Source organism: Halothermothrix orenii H 168 (assembly GCF_000020485.1).
Lineage (GTDB): Bacteria > Bacillota > Halanaerobiia > Halanaerobiales > Halothermotrichaceae > Halothermothrix > Halothermothrix orenii.
In genome coordinates, this window is record NC_011899.1 from 703,067 (window position 1) to 716,003 (window position 12,937).

A 12,937-nucleotide genomic window follows, 5' to 3' on the forward strand; every position below is an offset into this window, starting at 1 on the left:
GAGATTTTTAAGTGGGTAAGATTATTGATGGGAAGAAAATTGCCAGTGAGATCAGGAATGAATTGAAGGAAGAAGTAAAAAAATTTACTGAAGAGGGGCGCCCTCCAGGACTGTCAGTAGTTCTGGTTGGAGATGATCCTGCGTCCCGGACCTATGTCAGAATGAAAGAGAAGGTGGCCAAAGAAATTGGTATATATTCAAAAGTGGATTACCTCTCCAGGCAGACAACTCAGGATGAGTTGCTTGATATTGTCGACAAATTAAATAATGATGAAAAAATTGATGGTATACTGGTTCAGTTACCTTTACCTGATCATATCGATGAAAAAGCTGTGATAGAAGCTATTAGTCCTTTTAAAGATGTGGACGGTTTTCATCCTATAAATACAGGAAAACTATTTAGTGGGATGACCGGGCAGCGGTTTGAGGCCTGTACCCCCCTCGGTATTATTGAGCTACTTGACAGGGAAGGAATAGAAATAGATGGGAAAAAGGCAGTTGTAGTAGGAAGGAGTAATATTGTAGGTAAACCGGTGGCCCATTTATTACTGGAAAGACATGCTACTGTTACAGTTTGCCATTCCCATACCGCAGATCTGGGTATTGAAACCAGACAGGCAGATATACTGGTAGTTGCAGCCGGTCGTCCCAAACTTGTCAAGGGCGAAATGGTCAAGGAGGGTGCTGCTGTAATTGATGTGGGGACCAACCGGGTTGATGGTCATCTGGTCGGGGATGTTGATTTTGAAGCAGCCCGCCAGAGGGCTGGTTACATAACTCCGGTGCCCGGAGGAGTAGGTCCGATGACCATAGCCATGCTTATGAAAAATACTGTTAAAGCCAGGAAGTATCATGGAGTCTAAAATATACACTGTATCTGAAGTTACCGGTCGAATAACAGAATTATTAACTTCGGATTCTGTTTTAAATGACCTCTGGATAACCGGGGAAATATCAAATTTCCATCATCACAACTCCGGACATATGTATTTTACAATAAAGGATGAAAGGTCCTGTATTAAATCAATTATGTTCAGGGGGTATAACCGTAAGCTTAAATTTGAGCCAGAAGACGGGTTGAAGGTTAACGCCCATGGCTATGTCGGTGTCTACAAACCCCGTGGTGATTACCAGTTTTATGTAGACCATCTCGAGCCTGCCGGAAAAGGAGCCCTTTACCTTGCTTTTGAGCAGTTAAAGGAAAAACTTGAAAAAGAAGGTTTATTTAACGAAGATCATAAAAAAGAAATTCCCCTGTTGCCGCGAAAAATAGGGGTTGTTACTTCGCCAACCGGGGCAGCTATCAGGGATATATTATCAGTGGTTAAACGGAGATTTAAAAATGTTTCGGTTTTAATAGTGCCTTCTCTGGTTCAGGGTAAAAAGGCAGCCAGGGAAATTGTTGAGGGAATAGAATACCTTAATTCACGGGATGATATTGATGTTATTATTGTAAGCCGTGGTGGTGGGTCTATTGAGGAACTCTGGTCTTTTAATGAAGAAGTTGTTGCCAGGGCTATATATAATTCCAGGATTCCGGTAATAAGTGGAGTCGGACATGAAACAGATTTTACTATAGCCGATTTTGTGGCTGATCTCAGAGCACCTACTCCATCTGCTGCTGCAGAGCTGGCTATATCTAACCGGATTGAACTGGAAAAACACCTTGTCAATCTTTATACCAGATTATATAATTCGGTCAGTTATCAAATAAAAAGTTACCGGGATAGATTGAATTCACTCTCTTTAAAAAAAGTTCTGACCAGGCCAGAAGAATTATTTATTCAAAAAATACAATATGTTGATGAATTATCAAGACGGCTGGATTGGGCCATGGAAGGCCGGTTGAAAGATGCCCGTGAAAAATTCAGGGTTTTAAGTGGTAAGCTGGATAGTCTCAGCCCCCTGAAGACTATTGAGAGGGGATATAGTATAACCCTGAAGGGGAGTGAACCCATTAATAGTATCACTCAGGTTGATATAGGTGATGTAATCAGGAGTCGCCTTAGTGATGGAATTATATTGAGTCAGGTAAAGAGGACCATGAAAGAAGGTGAACAGGATGGCTGAAGAAAGTAAGGAAAAAGAGTTGAATTTTGAAAAGGCCCTGAAAAGGCTTGAAGAGATAGTAGATTGTCTGGAGACAGGTGGTTTAAGCCTTGATAAATCATTGGAAAGGTTTTCAGAAGGGGTTAAGCTTGTTAATTATTGTAATCAGGAACTTAATAAGGCCGAAGAGAAAATAGAAAAGGTATTAAAAGAAGGTGGTACCTTTACCAGAAGTGTTAGCTTTGAGGATGGGGGGAGTAATAATTGAACCAGGTGAATATAAAAGAAATTTTGACTCAATACACCAGTGAAGTCAACAGTGTTTTGAAGGAAATAATGAATATTGAGAAAAATGCCCTGGCTCCCGGGCTGGTTAAGGCTATGAAATATAGCCTGTTTTCTGGGGGAAAAAGGCTACGCCCGATTTTAACCCTGATGGTGGCTGAGATGTTAGATGGAGATCGTGATAGTGCTTTGCGGGTCGGGGCTTCAATAGAGCTGGTTCATACTTATTCCCTTATTCATGATGATTTACCCAGTATGGATGATGATGATTTTCGACGGGGGAAACCATCAAACCATAAAGTGTTTGGCACGGCAACAGCAATACTGGCCGGGGATGCCCTCTTAACATTTGCTTTTAATATATTATCTAAACTTAATTTGCCTCCGGATAAAGTGTTGAAAATTATTGAAGTTATCAGTCAAGGGGCTGGTCATAACGGCATGGTTGGGGGACAGGTACTTGACCTGGAAGCAGAAGATAAAGAAATTTCCCTTGAAGAGCTAAAGAAAATTCATTCCGGTAAAACGGGAGCTCTTTTTAAAAGCTCTATTTTAGCGGGAGCTTATTGTGCTAATCCTGACCGGACAGAACTTACTGCATTAGAGAGATATGCCAGATACCTGGGGTTGACATTTCAAATAGTTGATGATATTCTTGACGTTACCGGTAATGAGGAAGTACTGGGAAAACGGGTTGGCCGTGATGATGAACTTAATAAAGCTACCTATCCCCGTTTACTGGGATTGAAACAGGCTGTTAAAGAAGCTGAATTCAATGCTGAGAAGGCCCGTGATTCCCTTGGGCCTTTTGGTGAAAGAGCCTTTTTATTAAAGCAGCTAGTTGATTATATACTGGTAAGACAATCATGACAGGTAACTTAATGATTTCGAATATCTTTAGTATTTATTTTTATGATTACAAAAGCAACCCCTGTTATAAGCTACAAAATATTGAGGGAAAACAGGAATTAAATACAAGTTATAAAGGTATTTTGTAACAGATTGAAGCCTGAGGTTATATATGTTATAATTATCCATGGACTTATGAAAGCATAATAAAAAGTTTAACATAAATCCCATAGGTGGTGCAGTATTCTAGTCAACACGCTATCCCTGAAGACGGGCCTAAAAATCCGTCAAGGGCACACCGATGAAGTTCCTGGTGTTGGCTTCTGACGCCCAGTCGGGGGTCAGTGCTGGGAGTTAAGGGAGAGGGGCGATCCACAAAGGCATGTGGGCGTTGACCCCGATCCCGTGGAGGCCTGAATTCCTTTTCTGGGGAAAAAGGAATTCGGGTAAACCTGCATGTATGGAAAGATGCATGCAGTGTAGCCTGCTTTGAGTGGCTCAGGGGACAGTAGAATGATCCTGCTTTGGTACCGGGCAGGGTAATGCTACTGGAAACCTGGGCTGCAAAAGAAGCTAGGGGATAGGACAGTGTTGCCAAGGAAAACTTCTAGACTGTCCGGTGATGGCCGGGGCATACCAGGGATTAAAGTGTGGTCTTAGTGGTAATCCAGTCCTGTAGTGGGTGACCCTACAGTCGGGATTTTAAAGGGAAACCGCTCCCCTGGTGACAGGGGAGCAATCCCGGGGGAAAACCTACTGGACCTAAGCCGCAGCGTTTACCTGGTATGCTACCACCTATGGGTGATTTTTATACAAATTATATTTTCAGTTATAAATTTTTATCATAATACCCCTGATTTAAGGGGGTTTTGTTGACTCTTTAATTTATTTAGGGTAAAATAAATTACTGGTTATTGGTTAAATATACATAGATAATGATGTTTATACAAGTCGAAAAATACTGAAATTAATAACCCAGAGGGTGAAAATAGATTGAAAAACATGAGGAATGGCCTGAAAAATCTTAGAAGTAGTATAACTATTGGTCTGGTTACATTTTTAATAGCGATTTTGGTTACACTAATTTCACAGTCAAGAATAAGATATATTTCTTTGAATACAGCAATAATAGTTTTATTATCTATTATTTTTGTCGGTATTATTAGTGATATGGTAGGAGTTGCTGCAACAGCAGCTGAGGAAAAGAATTTTAATGCCCGGGCTGCCAAAAAAATACCTGGAGCCAGACAGGGTCTTTATCTTGTCCAACATGCGGACCGGGTAGCCAGTTTTATGTGTGATATTGTTGGTGACATCTGTGGTACCATCAGTGGAGCTATTGGTGCTGTTATCGTAATTAAGCTAGTTGACAGGTGGAATCTGGCAGAAACTTTTACAAATTTGATAACAATTGGGTTAATTGCGTCCCTTACAGTTGGAGGTAAAGCTTTCTTTAAATGGTATGGTATAAAGAAGGCCGATGAGATTATTTTTTTTGTAGGTAAGATACTGGCAGGTTTAAGTCTTGTGAAACGAAGGGTCATTAACAAAATAAGAGGTGACTTATAATGGGCAATATATTTGATAAAGTTAATTCCCCTGAGGATTTGAAATCCTTAAATATTGAGGACCTCAACAGTCTTGCCCAGGAAGTTAGAAAGTTTATTATTGAAACAGTGGCAGATACAGGGGGCCATCTTGCTTCCAACCTTGGTGTTGTTGAACTGACGCTGGCTCTGCATTATCATTTGAACAGTCCCAAGGATAAAATAATCTGGGATGTCGGTCACCAGTCTTATACCCATAAAATACTGACCGGTCGCAAAAAAAAATTTCATACTATAAGACAGTATAAGGGACTAAGTGGTTTTCCAAAGTATAGTGAAAGTATTCATGACGTTATAGAGACAGGTCATAGTAGCACATCGATATCTGCAGCCCTGGGTCTGGCCCTGGCCAGGGATTTAAAGAACAGAAATGACAGGATATATGCAGTAATTGGTGATGGTGCTCTGACGGGTGGAATGGCCTTTGAAGCCCTCAACCATGCCGGGCACCTGGGAACGGATATTAAGGTTGTATTGAATGATAATGCAATGTCTATATCTAAAAATGTAGGTGCCCTTTCTCATTATTTATCCCGGATTAGAACAGATCCGACTCTGAGTAAATTTAAAGATGATGTTGAGGTTTTATTGAGCCGCATTCCTAAAATTGGTAATACTGTTTCCCGGAGTGTGGAAAGAGTAAAGGATGGATTAAAGTATTTATTCCTATCCGGGGTGCTCTTTGAGGAAATGGGCTTTACTTATATGGGGCCCCTTGATGGCCATAATATACAGGAATTAATTACAAACTTCAAGAATGCAGACAACATTAAGGGACCGGTTTTAATACATGTTAATACCAAAAAAGGTAAAGGGTATAAACCTGCTGAAAGTCAGCCAAGTAAGTTTCATGGGGTAAGCCCTTTCAAAATTGATAATGGTGAAAGTAAGCGGAAAAAAAGTAATTTCACCTATAGTCAGGTATTTGGACAGACCATGGTTAAACTGGGTAATAAAGATAAAAAAATAGTTGGCATTACTGCAGCTATGCCTGAAGGAACGGGTTTAAGTTACTTCAAAAAAGAATTTCCTGATAGATTTTTTGATGTTGGCATCGCTGAACAGCATGCGGTGACCCTGGCCACTGGAATGGCCCGGGCGGGTATGAAACCGGTTGTGGCCATATATTCTACCTTTTTGCAAAGGGCATATGATCAGGTTATACATGATGCCTGTATTCAAAATTTACCTGTTACTTTTGCCATTGACAGGGCGGGAATAGTTGGTGCTGATGGGGAAACCCACCATGGCCTGTTTGATTTATCATTTCTTAGAGCAATTCCAAATATTATAATTATGGCTCCGAAAAATGAAAATGAACTACAGCATATGATCTATACAGCTATAAATAATGACCAACCGGTAGCTATCAGATATCCACGGGGTGAAGGCTATGGAGTAGAACTTGATAATGATTTTTCAACTATACCGATTGGCAAAGGTGAGCTCCTATGTGATGGAAAAGATGTTTTAATTATTGCAGTAGGCTCACGGGTTTATCCGGCTATGGAAGCAGCCAGAGTGTTGAGCCAACAGGGAATAAAGGCAGCTGTTATAAACGCCAGATTTATAAAACCTCTGGATAAAAATTTAATATTAAACAAAATAAATGAATGTAAAAAGGTTATTACAGTCGAAGAGCATGCTTTAAAAGGAGGATTTGGTTCAGCCATCCTTGAATTTATTAATGAAAATGACCTGAGAGGAATAAAGGTCAAGAGATTGGGATTGCCTGACCGCTTTTTGCCCCATGGACCTACCGGCCATCTCCAGACAATTTATCATATAGACAAAAATGCGATTATAGAATCTGCCTTAAAGTTAGTTGACGAAAGGGTGGAATTAGGTCTATGGCCCGGAAAAAACGCCTAGATATTTTATTAACAGATAAGGGTTTTTTTGAAACAAGAAGCCGGGCTAAAAGGGCAATAATGGCCGGAGATGTATTGGTTAATGGTCAGCTGGAAACAAAGGCTGGAACCAGGGTTAGTGAAGATGTTAAAATCAGAGTTAAAAATAAAATTCCCTATGTAAGTCGTGGCGGATTGAAACTCGAGAAAGCCCTTAATAACTTTGATATTAATGTTGATGGGAAAGAAGCTATTGATATCGGGGCTTCAACCGGAGGGTTTACTGATTGCCTTCTCCAGCATGGAGCCCGGAAGGTTTATGCTATAGATGTTGGATACGGTCAGCTGGCCTGGAAGTTAAGGCAGGATAACAGGGTCGAAGTTCTAGAGCGGACTAATTTTAGATATCTTACACCTGAAGATTTACCTGTTAAAGTACCCATAATAGTCAGTGATGTATCGTTTATTTCATTGAGGTTGATTATTCCACCTGCCCTGAAGTTTTTAACTGAAAACGGGGATATAATCTGTTTGATTAAACCCCAGTTTGAGGCAGGTCCTGATAGAGTTGGGAAAAATGGTGTAGTTAAAGAAAAAAAGGTCCACCGTCAGGTTCTTAAAGAGATGTTTGATTTTTTTATTGGTCAGGGACTGTCAATTGTTAACCTGGACTATTCTCCAATTACCGGGGCTTCCAGTAAAAATATTGAGTTTTTAGTCCAGTTAAAAAAAACGGTTGATACCGATTTTGACAGTAATTACTGGGATAAACGAATCAATAAAGTAATATCGCAGGCCCATAAGAGGTTAGGGGGTTGATATAAATTTTAACAGTAGGGGTTGTCCTTAATACCGATAAAAAAGAGGGATTTAATATAGTTTGTTCGTTTTTAAACATGTTGGAAAAAAGGGGATTAAATTATCGTGTTGAAAGCCAGACTGCCAGAGCTCTAGGGTTTGATAGGAATAGCTGTCCCCTGACCAGAATGAAGGAATTGGTTGATTTAGTTTTTATATTTGGAGGAGATGGTACCCTGCTTCATACAGCCCATCATTTTATCGGTGCTGATATACCTCTGTTAGGTGTAAACCTGGGAAGGCTTGGCTTTTTAGCTGAGGTTGAGGGCAATGAATTAAGCAAAGCTCTTGAGTTTATACTAGAAGAAAACTATAAAATAGAAAAAAGAATGTTACTGGAAGCTAAAGTATATAGTGATGGGGAGGAGGTATACCGGAGCTATGCCCTTAACGATGTAGTTATAAACAGGGGTGCCAGGTCAAGGATGGTCAGTATCCAGCTCTATATTAATCACCAGGCTGTGACATCATACCGGGCAGATGGTTTAATTATTGCAACCACTACAGGATCGACTGCTTATTCTCTTTCGGCCGGGGGGCCTATCGTTAATCCTAAATTAAAAGCGATGGTAGTTACCCCTATTTGTCCCCATACGCTATATATAAGGCCTATGGTTGTTTCTGAAGAAGAAAAATTGAAAGTAACTGTTGAAGGACAGGATGCTATGATGTTTACAGCTGATGGGCAGTATAATTATCCTTTATCAACAGGAGATGAAATCTTAATCTCTGCTTCCAATAAAGAAATTAAGATGGTAAAGTTGCCAGACAGGAATTTTTATTCAATACTTCATCAGAAGATGAAAGTGGGGTTAGTTTAAGGGGGGGTTATTATGAAGAGTAAAAGGCATTTGAAGATCTTAAACATCATAAAAAATGAGGATATAAGTACCCAGGAAGAACTGGTGGAACGTCTTCATGAATCTGGTATTGATGTTACTCAGGCTACTGTCTCTCGTGATATTAAAAGACTGGGTTTGATAAAAGTGCCCGATGGTAAGGGTGGTTACAAATATTCTCTTCCCAATGAAAAGACCTATGGTGATATTATAAGCTGGTTGAAAAAGATGTTTCAGGATTTTGTTATTGATATGGACTTTAGTGAAAATATCATAGTTGTTCAGACTATGCCGGGTACAGCAGAAGGGCTGGGCTCTGCAATAGATAATGCTGAGATTGAAGGGGTTATAGGTACTGTTGCCGGTGATGATACTATTATGATAGTGACCAAACCCATTGAGAAGACTCCTGAAATCTTCAATAAACTTCAGGATTTACTGATATAGTTTAAGGGGGAGTTTGTTAATGCTGGTAGAGTTTCGGGTTAAAAATTTTATTCTTATTGATAGACTTGAACTGGAATTTGGTAGGGGATTAAATGTCCTGACCGGGGAAACCGGAGCCGGTAAATCTATGATTATCGGTGCCCTTGAAGTTCTACTCGGGGCCCGGGCTACCAGTGATTTAATACGTCGGGGACAGGACCGGGCTATTATTGAAGCTGTCTTTGAGCCAGATAATATGGGTGAAGTTAACAACTTTCTAAAAGAATCGGGTTTTGAAATTGAGCCTTCTTATTTGATTATATCAAGAGAGATTAACCGAAATGGCCGTAATCGAAACCGGATAAATGGTCAGCTGGCTACTGCAGGAATGGTCAAAAAACTTGGGGGATTTCTAATTGATATTCACGGCCAACATGAACACCAGTCCCTGCTGGACAGGAAACTTCATATCGATATTCTCGATGGTTTTATTGATCAAAAAGGTATTGAACTTAAACGTAATATAAATAAATTGTATAACAAAATAAAGGACATAGATACCAGGTTAAAAGATATGAAAATTGATGATGCGGAAAAAGCACGGGAAATCGACCTTCTTGAGTTTCAAATTAATGAAATTGAAGAAGCCGGACTCAAAAAAAATGAAATAGAAGAACTATATAACGAATACCGGGTTTTAAATAACATGGAAGAAATTTTTACTAAAACCGGAACAATATATAATGAGCTTTCCGGTGATGAATATAATACGGGGCTTCTGGACAGGTTAGGAAATTATATGAAAGACCTGGAATCATTAGAGAAGTTTGATAATGATTTAAAAAATATTCTGGAGAGTTTCAGGGATGTCTTTTATCAGTTAGAAGATGTAACTTTTCGAATTCGTGATTACCATGAGAATCTTGAATTTAATCAGAATAGACTGGATACAATAGAAGAAAGAATAGATTTAATAAACCATCTCCAGAGAAAATATGGAGAAACAGTAGAAGAAATTCTGGACTATAAAGACAGGATGAAGAATAAGCTAGATACCTTAAAGAAACAGGATAAGCTTATTGAAAAATTGAAACATGAGAAAGAAGAATTAAAACAAAAATACTATAAAATCTCCAGGGAATTATCTAAAATAAGGAAAAAACAGGCAAATAATATTCAAAAAAAGATTGAAAGTGAACTGTCTGACCTCGCCATGAAAGACGCCATTTTTAAAGTTAGTTTTGAGGAATGTGAACCCCGGAAAAATGGTATTGACGATATTGAATTTTTAATAGCGACAAATCCTGGTTCAGAATTAAAACCCCTTTCCAGGATTGCTTCCGGAGGAGAATTATCCAGGATAATGCTTGCCCTCAAGACTATTATGGCTGATATTGACCAGGTTTATACTCTGGTTTTTGATGAGGTAGATAGTGGGGTTGGAGGAAAAACAGCCCAGATGATGGCTGAAAAGCTGGCTCGAATCAGTAAAAACAGACAGGTATTATGTATAACACATCTACCACAGATAGCCAGTATGGCCGACAATCATTACTTTATTACCAAAGAAGTTATTGATAATAATACCTTTACCAGGGTTCTTCAGCTTGATTACGAAGGAAGGAGAAAAGAACTGGCCAGAATGCTCGGTGGTGTTGAAACAACAGAAACTACCATAAAACATGCCGATGAAATGTTAAATATGGCCAGGCAAAAGAAAGATAAATTGAGTGGATAACCTGCCAAGATATAACTGAATAAACCTCAATTAGCTAGGGCATCTCTAAATATAAGAGATGCCTTATTTATTTCTGCTGGCAGGAGTGTGATATTATTGAAAAGAAAAATTGGTTTAGGTATTTTTTTTGGTCTTATTTTAATCATATCTTTATTTTATTTTTTTTCTATTAATACTTTACCTTCTTCTTTATCTATAATAAAAGGTAATGAGTCAACCTTTAATATTAATTTTCCTTTCAGTTTGCATATTCAAAAAAGTGGTCGAGGTATTGGATTGAAAATTAATGGTCAGGTACTGGGACAGAAGGAGTTCAGGATAAAAGAAAATCAGCTTCAGGTTAAAGGAGACAAGGTTGGGTCAACTTCACTTAATGTAAGGCTTTTTGGAATTATCCCTTTAAGAACTATTAATGTAAATGTTTTACCTGATGTCAAGGTATATCCTGGAGGACAGGCTATTGGAGTTTTATTAAGAAGTAAAGGTGTAATGGTTGTTGGTAAATCTTTTGTCGAGGGAAAGGATGGTCGCAAATATTATCCTGCAGTCCAGAGTGGTATAGAAGTTGGAGATACTATCTTAAAAATTAACGGGATTGAAGTTTATGATAAAGTAAAATTGGCTTCATTAATTCAAAAAATGGCTCCAGGGGGGAAGCTAACCCTGGAAATCAAAAAAAAGGATGGACGAATAAAAAAGATACCAGTGAATCCTGTTAAAAACAAACAGGGAAAGTATATGATAGGTTTATATGTTGATGATGGAGTTGCCGGTGTAGGCACCCTGACATTTTTTGATCCGAAATCAGGGGAATATGGAGCTTTAGGACATGTTATTACTGAAACCAACAGTCAGGTCAAAATTGATATCCGACAGGGTAAAATTATTGAAGCCAGGATTTCTGGCATAAATACAGGAAAAAGGGGTTTGCCTGGAGAAAAACTGGGTACCTTTTTTCAAACAAAACAGATACTTGGAGAGATCAGAAAAAACACACAGTATGGAATATACGGGAAGTTAAATAGATTACCGGAAAACCCATATTTTAATGAACCTATTCCGGTTCTTCCTGCCTCCCAGGTACAGGAGGGTCAGGCCAAGATTTATACTGTTATTAAAGGTGGTAAAATTGAAGAATTTGATGTAAGTATAGACAGGGTATACCATCAATCTCACCCTGGTGCAAAAGGAATGATAATAAGGATTACTGATCCTCAACTAAAAAAAGCAACCGGGGGTATAATCCAGGGAATGAGTGGTAGTCCAATCGTACAGAATAATAAGCTGGTGGGGGCAATCACCCATGTGTTTGTAAATGACCCAACCCGGGGTTACGGTGTTTTTGCAGAATGGATGGTATTACAGACAGGGTTATATGATAAAGCCAGAGCCGTTCAATAGCTCTGGCTTTTTTATTTTAAAAAATAGTCCAAAAGTGGTAATTATTAGCTAAATAGGATTATTCTTTAACATTAAAGGAAAGTTATAGTTAATTTTAAAAAATATTTATTTTGAAAAAAAGGTATTTGGAAATATATGTAGAATAGATTAATAGAAATTAATTAGGAGGAGAAATTAATAGGAGGGTGATTGTTTTGGAAGATAATGTTAGAATTCTGCTAGTTGATGATAACAAAGAATTCTGTCAGCTACTCGAAGAATACCTTGAAGAGCAGGAAAAATTTGAAGTGGTTGGTACAGCTCATAATGGAGTTGATGCTTTAGAACTCCTGAAGAGCAAAGAACCAGATGTTCTTGTGCTTGATTTAATCATGCCACATCTGGATGGGATTGGAGTAATGGAAGAAATGAACAGGTCACGGATAGGTGGAGATGTTAAGACCATTATCTTAACCACTTTTGGTCAGGAAGAAGTAACCCAGCGGGTAGTAGAATTAGGGGCAAACTATTACATAATGAAGCCCTTTGACCTTGATAAGCTAGTGGAACGAATTAATCAACTTATGACCCCTCCTTCTGGCTCAAGTGGAGGTTATGCCATATCCCAGAATAATTCCAGGAATAGTGGGGTCGATTTAAATGTAAGGATTACTGAAATATTACATCAGCTCGGGGTTCCAGCCCATATAAAAGGATATCTTTATTTAAGAGAGGCTATTGAACTTGTTATTAAAAATGTAGAATTGCTGGGAGCGGTTACAAAAGAGTTATATCCAAGTGTTGCTGAGAGATATAATACGACTCCCAGTCGAGTGGAACGTGCCATACGTCATGCTATTGAAGTATGCTGGGACAGGGGTAATGTTTCTGTTTTAAATAAGTATTTCGGGAGTACAGTTTCTTCAAATAGTGGTAAGCCAACCAACTCCCAGTTTATAGCCAAAATCGCTGATAAACTCCGCCTTGAAATAATGGCCAGTTAACTATTATATCTTCCGGGATATAACTTCAAAATATACCAGTATGTTAATATTT

Annotated in this window: 12 protein-coding genes; all 12 read left to right on the forward strand. The window is 38.7% G+C overall.

What is annotated here, in order from left to right:
* The first annotated feature begins 11 nt into the window (after positions 1–11).
* The 12 genes from folD (at position 12) to spo0A (ending at position 12,885) form a co-directional block, all read left to right on the forward strand.
* A complete protein-coding gene (gene folD / locus HORE_RS03450; RefSeq protein ID WP_012635593.1) occupies positions 12–863 on the forward strand; it encodes a bifunctional methylenetetrahydrofolate dehydrogenase/methenyltetrahydrofolate cyclohydrolase FolD in 852 nt (283 codons plus the stop codon).
* The gene (gene xseA / locus HORE_RS03455) at positions 853–2,070 is read left to right on the forward strand and encodes an exodeoxyribonuclease VII large subunit (protein ID WP_012635594.1); all 1,218 of its coding nucleotides are present in this window, start codon (positions 853–855) and stop codon (positions 2,068–2,070) included. Before folD ends, xseA begins: the two co-directional genes overlap by 11 nt.
* Positions 2,063–2,317 carry an exodeoxyribonuclease VII small subunit gene (locus tag HORE_RS03460; RefSeq protein ID WP_012635595.1) on the forward strand — a complete coding sequence of 85 codons (255 nt, stop codon included), beginning with the start codon at positions 2,063–2,065 and terminating at the stop codon, positions 2,315–2,317. The genes xseA and HORE_RS03460 overlap by 8 nt, the downstream gene beginning before the upstream one ends.
* A gap of 5 nt (positions 2,318–2,322) precedes the next feature.
* Entirely contained in the window at positions 2,323–3,204 is an 882-nt protein-coding gene (locus HORE_RS03465; protein ID WP_226984211.1) for a polyprenyl synthetase family protein, read from the forward strand.
* Positions 3,205–4,185: 981 nt separating this feature from the next.
* Positions 4,186–4,752, forward strand: a complete 567-nt coding sequence (locus tag HORE_RS03475; RefSeq protein WP_041606334.1) for a hypothetical protein — start codon at positions 4,186–4,188, stop codon at positions 4,750–4,752.
* A complete protein-coding gene (gene dxs / locus HORE_RS03480; RefSeq protein WP_012635598.1) occupies positions 4,752–6,662 on the forward strand; it encodes a 1-deoxy-D-xylulose-5-phosphate synthase in 1,911 nt (636 codons plus the stop codon). Before HORE_RS03475 ends, dxs begins: the two co-directional genes overlap by 1 nt.
* The gene (locus tag HORE_RS03485) at positions 6,641–7,459 is read left to right on the forward strand and encodes a TlyA family RNA methyltransferase (protein ID WP_012635599.1); all 819 of its coding nucleotides are present in this window, start codon (positions 6,641–6,643) and stop codon (positions 7,457–7,459) included. Before dxs ends, HORE_RS03485 begins: the two co-directional genes overlap by 22 nt.
* A gap of 5 nt (positions 7,460–7,464) precedes the next feature.
* On the forward strand, positions 7,465–8,319 hold the full coding sequence (locus tag HORE_RS03490) for an NAD(+)/NADH kinase (protein WP_041605833.1): 855 nt from the start codon (positions 7,465–7,467) through the stop codon (positions 8,317–8,319).
* A gap of 12 nt (positions 8,320–8,331) precedes the next feature.
* The gene (gene argR / locus HORE_RS03495) at positions 8,332–8,784 is read left to right on the forward strand and encodes an arginine repressor (RefSeq protein ID WP_012635601.1); all 453 of its coding nucleotides are present in this window, start codon (positions 8,332–8,334) and stop codon (positions 8,782–8,784) included.
* A gap of 19 nt (positions 8,785–8,803) precedes the next feature.
* Entirely contained in the window at positions 8,804–10,501 is a 1,698-nt protein-coding gene (gene recN / locus HORE_RS03500) for a DNA repair protein RecN (protein ID WP_012635602.1), read from the forward strand.
* Positions 10,502–10,588: 87 nt separating this feature from the next.
* On the forward strand, positions 10,589–11,902 hold the full coding sequence (gene spoIVB, locus HORE_RS03505; protein ID WP_143710021.1) for a SpoIVB peptidase: 1,314 nt from the start codon (positions 10,589–10,591) through the stop codon (positions 11,900–11,902).
* Positions 11,903–12,096: 194 nt separating this feature from the next.
* Positions 12,097–12,885 (forward strand): sporulation transcription factor Spo0A, encoded by a 789-nt coding sequence (gene spo0A / locus HORE_RS03510; RefSeq protein ID WP_012635604.1) that lies wholly within the window; start codon positions 12,097–12,099, stop codon positions 12,883–12,885.
* Positions 12,886–12,937 lie beyond the last annotated feature (52 nt).